This window comes from Arthrobacter sp. T2-23, assembly GCF_055398325.1.
The window spans coordinates 1,586,770-1,603,898 of record NZ_AP027917.1 but is presented as its reverse complement, the minus strand read 5'-3'; the positions used below and the strand labels follow the sequence as shown (position 1 = coordinate 1,603,898).

Below are 17,129 nucleotides of genomic sequence, written 5' to 3'. Positions count from 1 at the left end.
TGGTTAGAGCAGTCCTGCCTTGGTCATCAAATCGGTGACCTTGGCGGAGTTAAGCTTGGCCGGATCGACCTTGGGGGCCTGGAGTTCCGGGAGCGGCACCAGCTTGTCGTTGGCCGGTACGCCGGAGCCGACCGCGTACTCGAAGGACGTGCCCTTCTGCAGCACTTCCTGGCCCTTTTTGCCGGTGATGAACTTCAGGAATGCCTGGGCGGCCGCGGCGTTCTTCGAGGACTTGAGCACGCCGCCGCCGGAGACGGATACGAACGCGCCGGGGTCCTGGTTCTTGAAGTAGAACGGCGTGACGTTCTTGGAGTTCTCGCCGGTCTTGGCCTGGTCGCCGTAGTAGTAGTAGTGGTAGATCAGGGCGGCGTCCACCTCGCCGGCGTTGACGGCCTTCATGGCCGTGCTGTTGCCCTTGTAGGCCTTGTAGTTTTCCTTCATGCCCTTGAGCCATTCCTCCGTGGCGGCCTCACCCTTGAGTTCCAGCAGGGCGGAGACGATTGCCTGGAAGTCGGCGCCGGACGGCGACGCCGCCCACTTGCCCTTCCACTCGGGCTTGGCCAGGTCCAGCATGGACTTGGGCAGCTTGTCCTGGCTCAGCTTGGCCTTGTCGTAGACCAGCACGGTGGAGCGGGCGGCGATGCCGGTCCACTTGTTCGTGGAGGGCCTGAATTCGGCCGGGACCTGGTCGACGGTGGCCTTGTCCACGTCCGCGAACAGCCCGGCGTTTTCCACCTGGGCCATGGCGGGGGAGTTCTCGGTGAGGAACACATCGGCGCGGGAGGCCGCGCCTTCCTGGACGATCTGGTTGGACATTTCGGTGTCGTCGCCCTGGCGCAGGGTGACCTTGATGCCGGTTTCCGCGGTGAAAGCGTCAACCCATTCCTTGGTCAGGGATTCGTGCTGGGCGTTGTAGACCGTAATCTCGCCGGCCGGCTTGCCGTCGGCTCCGGTGGTGCTGCCGGACGTCGAGGCGCCGGAGCCACAGGCTGCGAGGCTGAGCGCGGCGGTGGCGGCGAGGGCGATGCCTGCCAGCGCATTGTTGCGGATCTTCATGAGGCTACTTTCTGCAAGGAAAAGGTCGTAGGTGCCTAACTTCCGTGAGCGGGAAGTTAGGGCATGCTCACTACGAAAAACTGTAGGTTAGCCAAACCTAAGCAACCAAGCCGAGAGTGCCTTAAGTGAGGAGGATCACACGAATTACGAAACTATTGCGTGACCTAATTCCCGGAAGGGGTTTCCGTCGCGGTTTCGGGGGCGGCTTCGGGGGCGCTGGCCCCCGGAGTCTCCGGGGCCGATTCCGCGGCGGTTTCGGTGATGGGCTTCCCGATGGCGGGCAGCTTCCCCACGATCGAGGCCGCGGCCTCCAGCACCATCCACGCCTGCAGCTGGGTGGACAGTTCGACGGCGGATCCGGCGGGGTAGCTCCGGCGGGCCGGCAGTTCCGGGCGGGCCGAGAAGACCAGCCGGGCACCCCGGCGTGCCAGCGGCTCCTGCGCCCCCACCAGGCGGCGTCCCTCCCAGAAGGACTCCGCCGTATCCGTCACGAGCAGGGCCGCCGTGGCCCGGGTCTCGGCGGAGAGCCGTTCGTCCACGGCGGCGAGGGCCAGGTAGCGGACGAGGACCCCGGTGAAGAGGCCGCCGTCGCCGGTTCCCTCGGAACGGAGCACCGCGGCTTTGCGCCCCATCAGCGGGGCCCGCACGGTGAGATTGCGCTCCACCGCCCCCACGAGCGCCGCCGCCCGCTCCAGGTTCGCGTCGCCGCCCAGTTCCAGCAGGGCGCCGAGGACCGGGCCCTGGTTGTACGTGTAGATGGCACTCTCCAACACCAGTTCGCCGCCGGGGGCGATCCGCAGTCCGTCGCGGTACATGCCCTGTTCCGGGTCGTAGAGCTTGGCATCCAGCCAGTCCAGCAGGGCCTGGGCCTTGGCCGCCTGCCCGGTCCGGGCGTAGTACAGCGCCACCGGGGCCGTGGCCGGGGTGTTCTTGAAGTCCCGCTTCTTGCTCCAGAACGTGCCGCCGCCAAGGTCGTCGGTCGAGGCCGAGTCGAACTGGAGGGTGAGGCTCTTGAGGACCTTGGCGTTGCGGCGTCGGCCGGTGGTCTTGCGGGAGTCCTCGGCGAGCCTCTCCAGCCGCAGGGTGGCCAAGGCCAGCCACGCCATGTCGTCGTAATAGCTGTTGACCACGGTCAGGAAATTCCGCAGCCGGATGCCGGTGACCAGCCGGGAGGCCAGCTTGCCGGCGCTGGGCAGGTTGTCGCCGTCGAACTTGGCCGGAGTGTGGCCCTCCCCGCCGAGCTCCCGCCGGCCGGTGTCAACGAGGCAGTCCACGTAGTGTGCCTGCCACCAGTAGTGCCACGGCCGGGCCAGGTTCTTCAGCCGGCCGGACGGGCGGCTGATGGCGGCGATGTGGGTGCCGGGCAGGAAAAAGAGGCGCTGCCCGAACAGCCGGGTCACTGAACGCGCGGCTTCATCGGCGCGGAAGGACCAGTTCGGGGCAGGGGAGTGGGCGGCGGCTGCGGTCATGGTCCCAGCGTAGTGGTGACGTCGGCGCCGGCGCGGAATGGCGGGGCCGAGGTGCGCAATGTTTGTATTCCAGTTAACCTGAACTAACTAATGTTCCCTGGCGCCGGTGGGCTGCTTACAGCTTCACGGCCGGGTTGCGGTTCCACATCAAGGAGGATGCATGGACGTCTTGGGTACTGTCGCGCTGATTACGGGCGGCGCTTCCGGGTTGGGGGCCGCGACGGCCCGCCGGCTGTTCGCCGCCGGCGCGTCCGTGGTGCTGGTGGACCTGCCGGGCTCGGCCGGGGAGGCCTTCGCCGCCGAACTCAACGCGTCTGCTGGCGGCGGTGCGCCTGGGCAGGCCAACCGCGCCGTCTTTGTCGCCGCGGACGTCACCAGCGAAGAGCAGGTGCAGGCCGCGGTTGACGCCGCCGTCGCCCTCGGCCCCCTGCGGATCGTGGTGAACTGCGCCGGCATCGCCACCCCAGGCAAGGTGCTGGGCCGCGACGGCGTGCTCCCGCTGGAGACGTTCAGCCGGGTCATCCAGATCAACCTCGTGGGCACGTTCAACGTGATCCGCCTGGCCGCCGCCGCGATGGCCGCCACCGAGCCGGTCGTCACGGAACTGGGCGGCCCGGAGCGCGGGGTCATCATCAACACCGCCTCCGTCGCAGCCTTCGACGGCCAGATCGGGCAGCCCGCGTACTCCGCCTCCAAGGGTGCCGTGGCCGCCATGACGCTGCCGATCGCCCGCGAACTGGCTCGTTCGCTGATCCGCGTGGTCACGATCGCGCCCGGTATCTTCGAGACCCCCATGATGGCCGGACTGCCGCAGGAGGCACAGGACTCGCTGGGCCGGCAGGTGCCGCACCCGTCCCGGCTGGGCCGCCCTGCCGAGTACGCGAACCTGGCCGCGCACATCGTGGACAATGCCATGCTCAACGGCGAGACCATCCGTTTGGACGGCGCCATCCGGATGGGACCGAAGTGACGCGCGGTGTAGACACCCCTGCCCCGGTCGACCCGGCAACCGCCGGGCTGCCGGCGGCCGATTTCTATGATTTCGAGTCGCTGCTCAGCGCCGCAGAGCAGGCGAAACTGGCCGAACTCCGGGAGTTTCTGGCCCGCGAGGTGGCACCGTTCGCAACCCAGTGGTGGAACGACGCCGAGTTCCCCGCCCACATCCTGCCCAAGCTGGCCGCGCTGGAGCTCAGCGCCCCGGCCCAGCGCGGCTACAGCAACCTCTTTGCCGGCCTGGTCATCGCCGAGATGACCCGGGTGGACACCTCGCTCGCGACGTTTTTCCTGGTCCACCACGACCTGTTCGTGGAATCGCTGTACGGCTTCGGCTCCGAAGAGCAAAAGACCCGCCTGCTGCAGGACGCGGCGAACTTGCGGACCACCGGGGCCTTTGCGCTGACCGAACCGGACCACGGCTCCGACGTCGCCGGCGGCATGGAAACCACCGCCCGCCGCGTGGCCGGCGGGCCAGACGGCGACTACTGGGTGCTCAACGGCGCTAAGCGCTGGATCGGCAACGGGACGTTCTGCGACTACATGCTGGTCTGGGCCCGGGACGAGGGCGACGGCGGCATCCGCGGCTTCATCGTCGACGCCACGCTGCCGGGCGTGAGCCGGAGCCGGATCGAAAACAAGATCGCGCTGCGCACGGTGCAGAACGCGGACATCGTGTTCACCGACGTCCGGGTGGCTGAGTCAGACCGCTTCGCCGGCATCAACAGCTTCGAAGACACCAACGAGCTGCTGCGCGGCTCACGCATCATGGTCGCTTGGCAGGGCGTGGGCCAGCAGCTGGCCGCGTTCGACGTCGCCCGGCGGTACGCCGTCGAGCGCCGGCAGTTCGGGCGGCCGCTGGCGAAGTTCCAGCTGGTGCAGCAGCAGCTGGTGACCATGCTCGGCAACGCCGTGGCGAGCATGGGGATGATGGTCCGGATTGCCCAGCTGCAGGATGCTGGCGCCGCGGACATGCCCCAGGTGGCGCTGGCGAAGTCCTATGTGAGTGCCCGGATGCGCGAAACCGTGGCGATGGGCCGGTCCCTGCTGGGCGGCAACGGGATTGTGACCGACTACGCGATGGCTAAGATCTTCGCCGACGCCGAGGCGATCTACACCTACGAGGGCTCGTACGAGATCAACACCCTGATCGTGGGCCGCGCCGTGACCGGGGTCTCCGCGATCGTCTAGCCCCCGCCCCCGCCCCTGCCGCCGTCCAGCGGGGCGGGGCTAGGCGAAGGGCTGCTTTTCGCCGGCTTCGATCCGGTAGTCCAGGCTGTTGTTCTTTACCGGCATGGGGCAGGTGCCGTACGGGGTGAACGCACTGGGGTAGTTGATGGCCCGGTTGAAGTCCAGGATCACCGTCTTGTTTCCCAGGGAATCGACGCGGGGCCGGGCGGTCGAGACCTTGCGCCACTCATCGGTGCTCAGCCCGTTGGTCTCGTCGTGGAACGTCACGGTGAGGGCGCCGAGCTTCTCCTCCTCGGCCTGCAGGCGGCACTCATGCTCCTGGCCCGGGAGTCGGAAGACGAGCTCGCCGACGGAGCGGTGGACACCGTCCACCAGCGGGTTGGCGGTCCCGATGGGCACGTCCACCGGTTCGGGGTAGGGCACGAAGCGCGCCTCGATGACCAGATCAGGCCGGTAATCGAAGGTGGGCACGCCGTCGAACCCGGTGAACACCGGCGACGCCGAATCCCGGGTTCGGATCGCATACTTGTTGGCCCGCATTGCCAACTCCACTACGACCTGCCGGCCGTCCGTCCCGCCGAACTGGACCCACATCAGGGATTCCTCGTTGGCCAGCTTCGCGCTGACCGTTCCATCGACGGGCTCACCGGTCCCGACCAGTGTCAGCCCGTCGGCAGCGGCGGCGGAAAGGAACGCCGTCGTGCCGTCCGTGGACCACAGCCCGGGGGCGAGTTCGACGGCGGACGGCGAGTCTCCCAGCCATTGGAAGGACGTGAGGGTCAGCCAGCCGTAGTCGCTGGCCAGGGCCTCGTTGCGGTTCTTCCGGAAGCGCTGCCAGCGGGCAAGCTGCGGGTCGGCAGGGGACTCGTCGGTGGTCATAGGAACCCTCCAGGGGGATCAGCCCAACTAGCTCGCAGTTGTGGCCGTTCTGAGGGCTCAAAACGGCAACAACTGCCAGTCAGTTGGGGATGGGCGGGTTTGTGATGGCGGCGGCGACCAGCTGCGCAGCGGTGGCCCGGGCGGCGGCGGCAGCGGCGGGGTCGGCGTCGAGCACCCCGCTGGCCAGGCCGCCGTCGAGGACGAGGGTCAGGCTGCGGGCCAGACCGTCCGGATCCGGCGCGCCTGCGTTGTCGGCAAGGCCCCGGATCCAGGCCAGGATGTGCTGCTTGTGGGCAACCGTCCGTTCGTGCACGCGGGTGCCCGACGCCGATTCGGCGGCGGCGTTGATGAAGGCGCAGCCACGGTAGCCGTCGCGGCGGCAGGCGGTTGACAGGGCGTCGAAGAGGCCAACCAGCTGGGCTGCCGGGTCCGTCCCGGCGGCCTCGGCGGCGGCATGCAGCTGCCCGGTCCAGACTCCGTCCACCTGTTCCAGGTAGGCCAGGATCAGGTCATCCTTGGCCGGAAAATACTTGTAGAAGGTGGCCTTGGCTACCCCGGATTCGGCGATGATCGTGTCGATGCCGGCGGCCCGGAGGCCGTGGGCGTAGAACAGCCGGAAGGCCGTTGCCAGGATCTTGTCCTTGGCCTGCCCTGCCGGCGTCCGGACCGTCCACGGCCCGGCGGTTGGTGCGGCGGCTGCTATCGGCGTCATAGCTTCATGGTACACAGACTAGTCTGTCCGGTCTTGCTGATGTCGCCGACGTCACCGGCTAGCGACGGACCTCCAGCCCCCGGACGATCAGCCTCCAGACCTCCACGAGATCGCTCTCGATGGCGGGATCCTGCCATTCCGCGGCGTGCAGCGGGTGATGGAAGCGGGCCGTGGCATGGAGCACCGCCCGGCCGGCCTTCGCCGGGTCCGCTGCGGCAAACTCGCCAGCGGCCACCCCATCCGCCACGATCAGGGTGAGCTGTCCGGCGAGGTGGTCCACATGCTCGGCCACGACCTCCCGGGCCTCCGTGGTTAGCTGGCTGAACGTCGCGAAGAGCTCGGGATCCTCGAGTGCCATGCCGTGCTTGATGGCCGCCAGCCGCTGCAGCCAGCGAAGCAGCCGCTCGGCAGTCGGGCCGTCCGTGTCGGCGGCCGGGTCCAGCGGCTCCGCGATTCTGGCCAGCCAGCGCCGCGCTACGGCGTCGCGCAACGCCAGTTTGCTCGGGAAGTGCCGGTACACGCTGCCGTGGCTGACGCCGAGGGCCTTGGCCACGTCGACAACCGTCGCTTTTGCCGGGCCATAGCGGCGCAGCACGTCCTCGGCGGCCTCCAGGATGCGCCCCGCGGTCAGGCCGGCGGCTGGCTGGGTCACCGGCGCTCGCTGTCGAGGATCGCCATCTGCCCGGCGTCGTACCTGGTGCCAGCGACGGCGTTCGCCGGCACCGCGGCCTCGATCGCCGCGATGTCCTGCGGGGACAGCACCACCGATTCGGCGCCGAGGGATTCGACCAGCCGGTCACGACGGCGGGCGCCTACCAGCGGGACGATGTCTTCACCGCGGGACAGGATCCAGGCGATGGCGAGCTGGGCAACCGTGGCGCCCTTGCCGTCCGCGATCGCGCGGAGGCGCTCCACGAGTTCGAGGTTGCGCTGGAGGTTGCCGCCGCTAAAGCGCGGCAGGTGGGCGCGGAAGTCCCGCCGGCCGCCGTCGGCAGTCCAGTGGCCCGACATCAGGCCCCGCGAGAGGACGCCGTAAGCGGTGATACCGATGCCGAGTTCGCGGGCCGTGGGCAGAATGTCCTGTTCGATGCCTCGGGAGACCAAGGAGTACTCGATCTGCAGGTCCGAGACCGGGTGGACGGCGTGGGCGCGGCGCAGGGTTTCCGCGCCGACCTCGGAGAGGCCGATGTGGCGGATGTAGCCCTGCTGCACCAGCTCGGCAAGGGTTCCCATCGTGTCTTCCAGCGGCACTTTGGGGTCCAGCCGGGCGGGGCGGTAGATGTCGACGTAGTCCGTACCGAGGCGGCGGAGGGTGTAGGCCAGGAAGTTCTTGATGGCGGCGGGTCTGCTGTCCACGCCGTTCCAGCCTCCGGCCGCGTCCCGCAGAACGCCGAACTTCACGCTGATCAGGGCGTTTTCCCGGCGTCGGCCGCGGAGTGCATCGCGGAGCAGGAGCTCGTTGTGCCCCATGCCGTAGAAGTCGCCGGTGTCCAACAGGGTAACCCCGGCGTCCAGGGCGGCCTGGATGGTGGCGACGCTCTCGGCGTCGTCCGCCGGTCCGTAGAGGTCGGACATGCCCATCAGCCCGAGGCCGATGGGCGCGGTGTTGGGGCCGTTGAGGCCCAGGGTGCGGGTCTGGGTGAGCCGGGGAGTCGTCATAGGAACACCGTACAGCAATTCGATGACAGATTTCAATATTTGTCAGACCTCATTACGAGGATGCGGATCTTGCCGTAGACAGTTCTGTCTGGTAGCGTCTCGCCCAGCGGTAGACGAACTTGTCTACTCTCCGAAACTCGAGAACCCTTCCTGAATGAGGTCCCCATGAAAATTGCAGTCTTTGGCACCGGTATGGTCGGCCCCACAGTGGCGGCTGCCCTGGCAAAGCTTGGCCACGACGTCGTCATCGGAACCCGCGATCCTGAGGCCACGCTGGCCCGGACCGAGGCGGGCCCGATGGGCGGCGTGCCGTTTGCCCAGTGGCACGCGGAGCACGGCGACATCCCGGTGGCCACCTTCGCCGAGGCGGCGGCGGGCAGCGACCTCGTTATCAACGCCACCAACGGCACAGGCTCCCTGGACGCGCTCACCGCCGCCGGAACCGCCAACCTGGCCGGCAAGGTCGTCATGGACATTGCGAACCCGCTCGACTTCTCCCAGGGCTTCCCGCCGTCGCTGAACCCGGTCAACACGGACAGCCTGGGCGAGCAACTCCAGCGGGCTTTTCCGGAGGCGCGCGTGGTCAAGACGCTCAACACGATGAACGCCACTGTCATGGTGGACCCGGCCAGCGTGGCCGGCGGAGACCACTCGGTGTTTGTCTCCGGCAACGACGCGGACGCCAAATCGGTGGTGGCCGGGTTGCTGGCGGACCTCGGCCACCGCGACATCATCGACCTGGGCGACATCACCACCGCCCGCGGCACGGAGATGCTCCTTCCGATCTGGCTGCGGCTCTGGGGCGCCTTCGGGAACGCGGACTTCAACTTCAAGATCGCCCGATAAGGCCACCCAGCCCCGCGAAGACCCGCCCAACTGGCTCGCAGTTGCTGTCGTTTGAGCGCTCAAAACCACAACAACTGCGAGCTACGTGGGCCGGCGCGCCCCCGTCAAGGCCCCGGACAGTATCTGAGACGGATTCCCCAGGCAGCCCGTGAGCCGGGTAACATCCCATGGGTACAAGTAACCCGGCTCACAGTATCCAGCGCAGTGTACGAGCCACGTCGAACCCTCGAAAGATAGTTTCCATGGCTGACACTGCATTCACTTCCGGCACGGATCTGGCCTCCGAACTGCGCGCCGACGTCCGCCGGGTGTCCACCCTCCTCGGCGAATCCCTGGTCCGCCAGCACGGGCCCGAGCTCCTGGACCTCGTGGAGCAGGTGCGCCTGCTGACCAAGGAATCCAAGGAGGCGGCCCGGGGCGGCGCCGATGCCACCGGGCCGTGGAGCTCGTACGACGTCGTCGCCCAGGTCCGCGAACTGCTCGGCTCGCTGCCGCTGGAGCAGGCCACCGACCTCGTCCGGGCCTTCGCGTTCTATTTTCACCTGGCCAATGCCGCCGAGCAGGTCCACCGGGTCCGCGGACTCCGGAGCCGGCCGGAGAAGGACGGCTGGCTGGCCAAGGCCGTCGAAGAAACCGCGGAACAGGCCGGATCCGCCGTGCTGCAGGACGTCGTCGACGGACTCGACGTCCGGCCCATCTTCACGGCCCACCCCACCGAGGCTTCGCGCCGCTCGGTGCTGGACAAGGTCCGCCGGCTCTCCGACGTGCTGGCCGAACCCACCCTCGAGGGCACCTCGTCCCGCCGCCGCCAGGACCGCCAGCTGTCCGAGGTGATCGACCAGATGTGGCAAACGGATGAACTCCGCCAGGTCCGGCCCACCCCGGTGGATGAAGCCCGCAACGCCATCTACTACCTGACCGGAATCCTCGGCGACGCCATGCCGGAGATGCTCTCGGACCTCTCTGAGCTGCTCGCCGACCACGGCGTGACCCTGCCGGTCACCAAGGCGCCCATCCGCTTCGGCTCCTGGATCGGCGGCGACCGGGACGGCAACCCCAACGTCACGGCCGGCGTTACGCGCGAAATCCTGCAGATCCAGAACCAGCACGCCATCCGGATCAGCATTGGCCTGATCGACGGGCTGATCTCCATCCTGTCCAACTCGACCGCGCTGGCCGGGGCGGACCAGGCGCTGCTGGACTCGATCGACGTCGACCTGGGGAACCTGCCCGGGCTGGACCGCCGCGTCCTGGAGCTCAACGCGCAGGAGCCCTACCGGCTCAAACTCACCTGCATCAAGGCCAAACTGCTCAACACCGGCCGCCGGGTTGCCGCCGGCGGACCCCACGAGCCCGGCCGGGACTACGCCGCTACCGCGGAGCTGCTCGCCGAACTGGGCCTGCTGGAGGCATCGCTGCGGAACCACCAGGCCGGTCTCGCCGCCGACGGCGCCCTGGCCCGGGTCCGCCGCGCCATCGCCTCCTTCGGCCTGCATCTGGCCACCCTGGACATCCGCGAACACGCCGACCACCACCACGACGCCGTCGGGCAGCTGATGGACCGGCTCGGCGGACCCGGCGTGCGGTACGCCGAACTGAGCCGCGCCGAGCGGCTCGAGGTGCTGGGCTCCGAGCTGGCCTCCCGCCGGCCGCTCTCCGGCCACCCGATCAAGCTCGACGGCGTCGCCGACGGCACGTACGACGTGTTCCGCGAGATCCGCCGGGCCCTGCGTACCTACGGCCCCGACGTGATCGAGACCTACATCGTCTCCATGACCCGCGGCGCTGACGACGTGCTGGCGGCGGCGGTGCTGGCCCGGGAGGCCGGGCTGGTGAGCCTCTTCGGCGAGGCTCCCTACGCCAAAATCGGCTTCGCCCCGTTGCTGGAGACCGTCGAGGAGTTGCGCGCCTCGGCCGAGATTGTGGACGCGCTGCTCTCCGATTCGTCTTACCGCGAGCTGGTCCGGCTGCGCGGGGACGTGCAGGAGATCATGCTCGGCTACTCGGACTCCAACAAGGAATCCGGCGTGATGACGAGCCAGTGGGAAATCCACAAGACGCAGCGGAAGCTCCGCGACGTCGCGGCCAAGCACGGGGTGCGGGTGCGGCTCTTCCACGGCCGCGGCGGATCCGTGGGCCGCGGCGGCGGTCCGACCTACGACGCGATCATGGCCCAGCCCAACGGCGTGCTGGAAGGCGAAATCAAGTTCACCGAACAGGGCGAGGTCATCTCCGACAAGTACTCGCTGCCCGAGCTCGCCCGAGAGAACCTGGAGCTTTCCCTGGCCGCGGTGCTGCAGGGCTCGGCGCTGCACCGCGCCCCGCGTACCTCGGAGGACCAGCGCGAGCGCTACGGCCACGTCATGGAGACCATCTCCGACGCCGCGTTCGCCCGCTACCGGACCCTGATCGACGACCCGGACTTGCCGGCCTACTTCATGGCGTCCACGCCGGTGGAACAGCTGGGCTCGCTGAACATCGGGTCGCGGCCGTCCAAGCGGCCCGACTCGGGTGCAGGCCTCGAGGGCCTGCGTGCCATCCCGTGGGTGTTCGGCTGGACCCAGTCGCGGCAGATCGTGCCGGGCTGGTTCGGCGTGGGCTCGGGCCTCAAGGCGGCGCGCGAGGCCGGCCACTCCGCCCAACTGGTGGAGATGATGGACGGTTGGCACTTCTTCCGCTCGGTACTCTCGAACGTGGAAATGACGCTGGCCAAGACGGACATGGACATTGCCGGCTACTACGTCTCCACCCTGGTCCCGGAAGAACTGCACCACCTCTTCCGTGCCATCCGCGCCGAGTACGAGCTGACCGTCGCAGAGATCCAGAACCTCACCGGGGAGGACCTGCTGCTCGACGCGCAGCCGACGCTCAAGCGCTCGCTCGAGATCCGCGACCAGTACCTGGACCCGATCAGCTACCTGCAGGTGGAGCTGCTGCGCCGGGTCCGCGCCGAGGCCGCCGCCGGGGAGGGCATGCCCAACGCCGAGATCGACGAACGCCTCCAGCGCGCCATGCTGATCACGGTCAACGGCGTCGCGGCCGGCCTGCGCAACACCGGGTAGCCCGCGAAGAGGACGGGCGGCCCTTCGGAGGGGCCGGATAGGGTTGTGCCATGCCGTCGTTCCAGACCAGACTCAAGATCACCGGACTAAAACCGGGCAACCCGCCGGAGGCCGTGATGGAGGCGGCCGTCGAGGCGCTCGGGACACGGCACCATGTGGAGTCCAACCAGCTGGAGCTCGCCGGCGGGGTCCCGCAGCTGAACCTGCGCTTCCTGGTGGACGCCACGGCCTACGCCGCCGAGAACAGCCAGGCGCTGGAGTCGGCCGCCATGATGCGCGACGCCGTCGAACGCGTGGCGGTGACCGGAAACCTGACCGTGCTGCGGCGCAACCGCGGCCGCTGGGCGCCGGTCTAGAAGTCCAGTTCCTCGTCGGGGTCCGCGGGGGCGGAGCCCGGCTCGACGACGGGGGACCGGTTCCCTCGGCGGCGCGTGACGACCAGCCCGACGGCGGCGCCGATCGCCAGTCCGAGACCCACCCCGATCAGCGAGCTCGCCCAGAACGGCAGCCGCGTTGCCGAGCCCGTGACGTAGCCCAGCCCCACCGACCAGGCAGCCCACAGCACACCGCCCACGGCCGCGCAGAAGCTGAAGCCGCGCGTGGACACGTTCGCGATCCCCGCCGCGGCGGTGGTGGCGAGCCGGCCGCCGGGGATGAAGCGGATCCCGATGATGGCCCCGTAGGTGGACGAGCGGCCGGCCTTGGCGATGGCCAGGTGCACCGCGCTGTGGAACTTCCGGCCCCAGCTCCAACGGTCCAGCACATGGCTGAGGCGGCGCTTGAACAGCTGGAAGACCATCAGGTCGCCGAGCCAGGAGCCCAGCGCCGCGAGGACCCCCACGAGGAACGCGTTGGCGCGGCCGTCGGCCGATAGTGCTCCGGCCGTGATCACCACCATCTCGGAGGGTACCGGCGGGAAGATGGCGTCGCCGAGGACAACGGGGATGATCCAGAAATAGATCGCGGATCCCCAGGTGTCCGCATTGGCCAGGTCCATGGGCACAAGTTACCCCATATCCGGCCGGGCGCCCGGGCAGCCGGGCGCTTGGGGTTGGGTTCCGGGTGGTGCCGCGGCCTAGCGGGCTTCGGAGAGTTCGAGCCGGCTGCGGTACTCCACCGGGCTGCCGGTGATGGGATCCACGAACCGGATGCCGCGGGCCAGGAGCTGCAGCGGCCTGGTGTAGTCGTCCGGCGCCTTGTCCAGCAGCTCGGGATAAAACGCGTCGTTCACAATCCCGAGTCCGAGCGAGGCCATGTGGACCCGGAGCTGGTGGGTCTTTCCTGAGTGCGGCTCCAGCCGGTACAACGCGCGGCGCGGTGCGGCGGCGTCGGGCATGCCGGCGGTACCGCTTCCGGGACCTTTTTCGGGACCGCCGTCGGCCGGCCCGGCGAAAGTGCGGAGCCGTTCGATCCGGGTCTCGGCGTTGGGCTCGCCCTCAATGACCTCGGCCAGCAGATAGCTGCGGGACTTCGTCATCCGGTTCCGCACCACGAAGGGGAAGTCGACGGCGGGGTGCCCCGGCGCGGGCTCCGCCGCGGACACGCACTCATATTCCTTCTGGACCTGGCGCTTCTCGAAGAGCACCTGGTACTTCCCGCGGGTTCCGGGGTTCGTGGAGAGCAGCAGGATGCCGGCCGTCATGCGGTCAAGGCGGTGCATCGGGACCAGGTCCGGCAGTCCCAGCTGGTTCCGCAGGCGCACCAGGGCCGACTCCTGGATGTAGGTGCCGCCCGGGGTGGTGGGCAGGAAGTGCGGTTTGTCCACCACCAGGAGGTGCTCGTCCTGGTGCAGGATATTCAGCTCCACCGGGATGCGCGGTTCCGGCGGCAGCGAGCGGTAGTACCAAATGAAGGTGTGGTGCCGCAGCGGGGTGGTCCGGTCCAGCGGGATGCCGGCCTCGCCCACGATCTCGCCGGCGTCAAAGCGGTCCTCGATGCCCTGCGGGTCGATGTGCCCCCAGCGGTGCATCATGTAGTCCATCGCGGTGTCCCACGGCCCCTCGTCCGGCAGCCGCAGGCGGGTCGCGTTCACGCCGTCGCGCACGGGCAGGGGGGATTGCATCACCGCCCCATTCTACGTCGCCGCCCCCACCCGCCGTTTCGACGGTTCCCTGCCCACTCGACGCTTCGAAGCGTCGAACCGGCAGGGAACCGTCGAAGCGGGCACCGACGAGAAAAAAGTTCTTGACAATAAAAACTGTCGGTTGCCACACTGGAAGCATGTTGGATATCGAAGTCATTGAGGACCCGGCCGCGGCGGAGGCCTCGCTGGACCCGATCCGTACCCGCATCCTGCGGGAGCTCGCCGAGCCCGGCTCCGCCACGCAGCTCGCCGCGAAGGTGGGCCTGCCGCGGCAGAAGGTGAATTACCACCTGAAGGCCCTGGAGCGGCACGGGCTGGTCGAGCTGGTCGAGGAGCGGCGGCGCGGTAACGTCACTGAGCGCATCCTGCGCGCGACGGCGGCGTCGTACCTGATTTCCCCGTCGGCGCTGGCCTCCGTGGCCCCGGACCCGCAACGGTTTTCGGACCGCTTCTCCGCTTTCTGGCTGCTGGCGCTCGCGGCCCGCATGGTCCAGGAACTTGGCCAGCTGATCGCCGGTGCCGCCGCTGCCCGGCAGAAAATCGCCACCTTCGCAATCGACGGCGAGATCACCTTCCGTTCGGCGGCCGACCGGGCCGCCTGCGCCGAGGAACTCGGTGCCACCGTGGCCCGGCTCGTCTACAAGTACCACGACGACGGCGGTACGGTCCCGCCGGGCGGCCCGGCCGGCACCAACACCCGGGCTCCCGGGCGCAAGCACCGGCTCGTCGTCGCCCTCCATCCGACCCTGAAGACCCAACCCAAGACCCCACAATCCAAGGAGCAGAACGATGACTGACAAGCGCGAATTCGAGATTGTTTACGACACGGAACTGCCCGGCACCCCCGAGCGCGTCTGGGAGGCGGTGACCCGCGGCACCCCGGCCTGGATGTTCCCGACGGACCAGTGGCCGGCCGTGAAGACCGTGGAGGAACGTCCCTCCCATCTGGTCTCCCGGATGGAAGGCCCGGACGGCTGGTTCAACCAGCTCGAGCACGTCCTCGAACCGCTCGACGGCGGCCGGGCTCGGCTGCACTACGTCCACAGCGGCATCTTCACGGACGACTGGGACGGGCAGTACGACGGCGCCAGCAAGCACACGGCGTTCTACCTGCACACCCTGGGCCAGTACCTCAAGCACTTCGACGGCAAGCCCGTGGTCTTCACCGACATACAGGCACCGGCCGCGTCGCAGGTCCCGGAGGGTTTCGAACGGCTCAAGCAGGCCCTCGGAGTCGCCGGCTCGGCGCAGGGGGACACGGTGGAACTGGACGTCGACGGCGTCGGGCAGCTGTCCGCCGAGGTGGATTTCTCCAACGAGAACTTCCTCGGGCTGCGGACCGGGGACACGCTGTACCGCTTCTTCGGGCGCAACGCCTTCGGCGCGCCGGTCGGCATGACGGTCCACGACTTCAGCGGCCGCGGGGATTCGGGGGCGACGGCGAAAGCCTGGGCCGGGTTCCTCGAGAAGGTCTACGCGTAGGCCCCGCTGCGCCGTTTCCCCGCTGTGCCGTTTCGACGGTTCCGTGCCCAGTCGATGTGTCCGCGCGTCGAGTGGGCACGGAACCGTCGAAACGGGCCCGGGCGGGAGGCCGGGCGCGGGGCGGGGAGCCCGCGCGGGCGTCAGGCGATGGCTGCGGCGGGCGGGGCGGGGAGGTTGCGCCGCAGTTGGGGGGACCGCTCCAGCCGGTCCTGGGCCGCGCGCAGTGCCAGCACGGCGGACTCGAGCTTCTCCGGTGGCAGGGTGAACGGTAGGCGCAGGTACTGCTCGAAGGCGCCGCCGACGCCGAACCTGGGTCCCGCGGCGAGCCGGATCCCGAAGTCCGGGGCGAGCACCGCAAGGGCGGTGCTGACCGGTGCCGGCAGCCGGCACCAGACGGACAGGCCGCCGTCGGGCCGTTCCGGCTCCCAGTCCGGCAGGTGTCCGCGGATGAGGTCCAGCAGGGTGTCCCGGTTCTCCCGCAGCGCGGCGAGCCGGGCCGGGAGCGGCTCGGCCAGGTCGTTGACCAAGTGCGCCGCGGCAAGCTGCTCGACCACCGGGCCGCCCAGGTCCATAGTGGTGCGGGCCGCCGCGAAGCGCTGGATCAGGGGCTCGCCGGCCCGGATCCAGCCGGTGCGCAGCCCCGCCCAGTGCGACTTGCTCAAGGAACCAATCGAGACCACCGCCGGGCTGAACGCGGCCATGGGCGTGGAACTGAGGCCGTCGAGGTTCAGCTCCCGCAGCGTCTCGTCGGCCACCAGCACGGTGCCCGACGCCGCGGCCGCCGCGACGAGGCGGCGGCGCTGGGAGTCAGGCATCAGCCGGCCCGTGGGGTTGTGGAAGTCCGGCACCAGGTACGCCATCGCCGGCCGCTGCTGCAGCAGCGCCGCTTCCATCGCCTCCACATCCCAGCCGGCGGCCCGGGACGCCGGACCCGCGGGCACGGCGGAACCCGAAGGGGCTTCGGTGCGGCGCGGCGCGGGCATGGCCACGGTCACCGTCCGGCAGCCGGCGGCGCGGATGGCGTCGAGGGCATTGGGGTAGCTGGGGTGCTCCACGAGCACCTTCCCGGACCGGCCGCCGAGCGTGCGGAGGACGATGTTCAAGGCATGCTGCGCGCCGGAGGTGACCAGGATCTGCCCGGCGGCGGTGGGCACTCCGGCCGCCGTATAGCGGGCCGCGATTGCCTCGCGTAGCGGACCCACCCCAAGGGCGTCGTAGCCGAAGCCGGGCAGCAGCGCCGGCAGCTCCGTCAGCGCGGCGGCAAACGCCCGGTGCACCACCTCGCCGCTTGCCGGCAGCGAGGCGTAGGCCAGGTCGAGGACTCCCTCCGGAACCGCCAGTCCGGGCGCGCCGCTGATCCGCGGGCCGCCGTCGTTCGCGGCATGGGCCGGTCCGTGGCTGGGGATGCGGCTGCGGCTCCGGCTGCCCGGGCCGCCGCTGAGGAACCCTTCGTCGCGCAGCAGCGCGTAGGCGGCGGTGACGGTGGTGCGGCTGATGCCGAGGGCAGCGGCCAGCGACCGCTCGCTCGGCAGGGCGACGTCGAGCGCGATGCGGCCGTCCAGGATGAGCAAACGCACGACGTCGGCCAGCTCGCGGTACGCGGGGGAGGCGCCGACGTTCCACCCGCCCAGCAGACGGATCAGCGAACTCGGATTCAAGGAACCGGACATAGAGCCAGTATTTCAAACTGGCTATGG

At 69.3% G+C, this 17,129-nt stretch carries 16 protein-coding genes; 7 read left to right on the top strand and 9 right to left on the bottom strand.

Annotated elements, in window-relative coordinates; all coding sequences use genetic code 11:
* Positions 1-3: 3 nt before the first annotated feature.
* Positions 4-1,056 carry an iron ABC transporter substrate-binding protein gene (locus ACZ5Z0_RS07300; protein ID WP_464110528.1) on the bottom strand — a complete coding sequence of 351 codons (1,053 nt, stop codon included), beginning with the start codon at positions 1,054-1,056 and terminating at the stop codon, positions 4-6.
* Positions 1,057-1,220: 164 nt separating this feature from the next.
* Entirely contained in the window at positions 1,221-2,525 is a 1,305-nt protein-coding gene (locus ACZ5Z0_RS07295; RefSeq protein ID WP_464110527.1) for a glycoside hydrolase family 76 protein, read from the bottom strand.
* Between the two features lie 160 nt (positions 2,526-2,685).
* Here ACZ5Z0_RS07295 and ACZ5Z0_RS07290 point away from each other — a divergent pair, with 160 nt between their 5' ends.
* A complete protein-coding gene (locus ACZ5Z0_RS07290; protein ID WP_464110526.1) occupies positions 2,686-3,495 on the top strand; it encodes an SDR family NAD(P)-dependent oxidoreductase in 810 nt (269 codons plus the stop codon).
* Positions 3,492-4,709 carry an acyl-CoA dehydrogenase family protein gene (locus tag ACZ5Z0_RS07285; RefSeq protein WP_464110525.1) on the top strand — a complete coding sequence of 406 codons (1,218 nt, stop codon included), beginning with the start codon at positions 3,492-3,494 and terminating at the stop codon, positions 4,707-4,709. The genes ACZ5Z0_RS07290 and ACZ5Z0_RS07285 overlap by 4 nt, the downstream gene beginning before the upstream one ends.
* Before the next feature lie 39 nt (positions 4,710-4,748).
* Here ACZ5Z0_RS07285 and ACZ5Z0_RS07280 read toward each other — a convergent pair whose 3' ends face one another.
* From ACZ5Z0_RS07280 to ACZ5Z0_RS07265, 4 genes are all read right to left on the bottom strand, one after another.
* Positions 4,749-5,588, bottom strand: coding sequence for a DUF1684 domain-containing protein (locus tag ACZ5Z0_RS07280; protein WP_464110524.1), 840 nt, complete (start codon positions 5,586-5,588; stop codon positions 4,749-4,751).
* A gap of 79 nt (positions 5,589-5,667) precedes the next feature.
* Entirely contained in the window at positions 5,668-6,300 is a 633-nt protein-coding gene (locus ACZ5Z0_RS07275; RefSeq protein ID WP_464110523.1) for a TetR/AcrR family transcriptional regulator, read from the bottom strand.
* A 58-nt stretch (positions 6,301-6,358) separates the two neighbouring features.
* Positions 6,359-6,952, bottom strand: coding sequence for a TetR/AcrR family transcriptional regulator (locus ACZ5Z0_RS07270; RefSeq protein ID WP_464110522.1), 594 nt, complete (start codon positions 6,950-6,952; stop codon positions 6,359-6,361).
* Positions 6,949-7,959 (bottom strand): aldo/keto reductase, encoded by a 1,011-nt coding sequence (locus ACZ5Z0_RS07265; protein WP_464110521.1) that lies wholly within the window; start codon positions 7,957-7,959, stop codon positions 6,949-6,951. The genes ACZ5Z0_RS07270 and ACZ5Z0_RS07265 overlap by 4 nt, the downstream gene beginning before the upstream one ends.
* Positions 7,960-8,124: 165 nt before the next feature.
* Here ACZ5Z0_RS07265 and ACZ5Z0_RS07260 point away from each other — a divergent pair, with 165 nt between their 5' ends.
* The 3 genes from ACZ5Z0_RS07260 (at position 8,125) to ACZ5Z0_RS07250 (ending at position 12,223) form a co-directional block, all read left to right on the top strand.
* Positions 8,125-8,805 carry an NADPH-dependent F420 reductase gene (locus tag ACZ5Z0_RS07260; protein WP_464110520.1) on the top strand — a complete coding sequence of 227 codons (681 nt, stop codon included), beginning with the start codon at positions 8,125-8,127 and terminating at the stop codon, positions 8,803-8,805.
* A 242-nt stretch (positions 8,806-9,047) separates the two neighbouring features.
* Positions 9,048-11,867 carry a phosphoenolpyruvate carboxylase gene (ppc, locus tag ACZ5Z0_RS07255; protein WP_464110519.1) on the top strand — a complete coding sequence of 940 codons (2,820 nt, stop codon included), beginning with the start codon at positions 9,048-9,050 and terminating at the stop codon, positions 11,865-11,867.
* 50 nt (positions 11,868-11,917) lie between these two features.
* Positions 11,918-12,223, top strand: coding sequence for a hypothetical protein (locus ACZ5Z0_RS07250; protein ID WP_464110518.1), 306 nt, complete (start codon positions 11,918-11,920; stop codon positions 12,221-12,223).
* Here ACZ5Z0_RS07250 and ACZ5Z0_RS07245 read toward each other — a convergent pair.
* Entirely contained in the window at positions 12,220-12,864 is a 645-nt protein-coding gene (locus tag ACZ5Z0_RS07245) for a DedA family protein (RefSeq protein ID WP_464110517.1), read from the bottom strand. The two genes, ACZ5Z0_RS07250 and ACZ5Z0_RS07245, sit on opposite strands and share 4 nt — an antisense overlap.
* Positions 12,865-12,942: 78 nt before the next feature.
* Positions 12,943-13,929: an RluA family pseudouridine synthase gene (locus ACZ5Z0_RS07240; RefSeq protein WP_464110746.1), complete on the bottom strand. Its 987-nt coding sequence runs from the start codon at positions 13,927-13,929 to the stop codon at positions 12,943-12,945.
* A gap of 158 nt (positions 13,930-14,087) precedes the next feature.
* On the opposite strand from ACZ5Z0_RS07240, the gene ACZ5Z0_RS07235 reads away from it, so the two are divergent.
* Together ACZ5Z0_RS07235 and ACZ5Z0_RS07230 are read left to right on the top strand one after the other, a co-directional pair.
* On the top strand, positions 14,088-14,747 hold the full coding sequence (locus ACZ5Z0_RS07235; protein WP_464110516.1) for an ArsR/SmtB family transcription factor: 660 nt from the start codon (positions 14,088-14,090) through the stop codon (positions 14,745-14,747).
* The gene (locus tag ACZ5Z0_RS07230) at positions 14,740-15,432 is read left to right on the top strand and encodes an SRPBCC family protein (protein WP_464110515.1); all 693 of its coding nucleotides are present in this window, start codon (positions 14,740-14,742) and stop codon (positions 15,430-15,432) included. Before ACZ5Z0_RS07235 ends, ACZ5Z0_RS07230 begins: the two co-directional genes overlap by 8 nt.
* A gap of 140 nt (positions 15,433-15,572) precedes the next feature.
* Here the strand turns inward: ACZ5Z0_RS07230 and yczR are convergent, their stop codons facing one another.
* On the bottom strand, positions 15,573-17,102 hold the full coding sequence (gene yczR, locus ACZ5Z0_RS07225) for a MocR-like transcription factor YczR (RefSeq protein ID WP_464110514.1): 1,530 nt from the start codon (positions 17,100-17,102) through the stop codon (positions 15,573-15,575).
* Positions 17,103-17,129: the final 27 nt, after the last annotated feature.

Excerpts from the sequence above, each read along its gene's own strand:
- ACZ5Z0_RS07300 (WP_464110528.1), bottom strand. The coding sequence starts at position 1,056 with ATGAAGATCCGCAACAATGCGCTGGCAGGCATCGCCCTCGCCGCCACC.
- ACZ5Z0_RS07295 (WP_464110527.1), bottom strand. The coding sequence starts at position 2,525 with ATGACCGCAGCCGCCGCCCACTCCCCTGCCCCGAACTGGTCCTTCCGC.
- ACZ5Z0_RS07290 (WP_464110526.1), top strand. The coding sequence starts at position 2,686 with ATGGACGTCTTGGGTACTGTCGCGCTGATTACGGGCGGCGCTTCCGGG.
- ACZ5Z0_RS07280 (WP_464110524.1), bottom strand. The coding sequence starts at position 5,588 with ATGACCACCGACGAGTCCCCTGCCGACCCGCAGCTTGCCCGCTGGCAG.
- ACZ5Z0_RS07275 (WP_464110523.1), bottom strand. The coding sequence starts at position 6,300 with ATGACGCCGATAGCAGCCGCCGCACCAACCGCCGGGCCGTGGACGGTC.
- ACZ5Z0_RS07265 (WP_464110521.1), bottom strand. The coding sequence starts at position 7,959 with ATGACGACTCCCCGGCTCACCCAGACCCGCACCCTGGGCCTCAACGGC.
- ACZ5Z0_RS07260 (WP_464110520.1), top strand. The coding sequence starts at position 8,125 with ATGAAAATTGCAGTCTTTGGCACCGGTATGGTCGGCCCCACAGTGGCG.
- ppc (WP_464110519.1), top strand. The coding sequence starts at position 9,048 with ATGGCTGACACTGCATTCACTTCCGGCACGGATCTGGCCTCCGAACTG.
- ACZ5Z0_RS07250 (WP_464110518.1), top strand. The coding sequence starts at position 11,918 with ATGCCGTCGTTCCAGACCAGACTCAAGATCACCGGACTAAAACCGGGC.
- ACZ5Z0_RS07245 (WP_464110517.1), bottom strand. The coding sequence starts at position 12,864 with ATGGACCTGGCCAATGCGGACACCTGGGGATCCGCGATCTATTTCTGG.
- ACZ5Z0_RS07240 (WP_464110746.1), bottom strand. The coding sequence starts at position 13,929 with ATGCAATCCCCCCTGCCCGTGCGCGACGGCGTGAACGCGACCCGCCTG.
- ACZ5Z0_RS07235 (WP_464110516.1), top strand. The coding sequence starts at position 14,088 with ATGTTGGATATCGAAGTCATTGAGGACCCGGCCGCGGCGGAGGCCTCG.
- ACZ5Z0_RS07230 (WP_464110515.1), top strand. The coding sequence starts at position 14,740 with ATGACTGACAAGCGCGAATTCGAGATTGTTTACGACACGGAACTGCCC.
- yczR (WP_464110514.1), bottom strand. The coding sequence starts at position 17,102 with ATGTCCGGTTCCTTGAATCCGAGTTCGCTGATCCGTCTGCTGGGCGGG.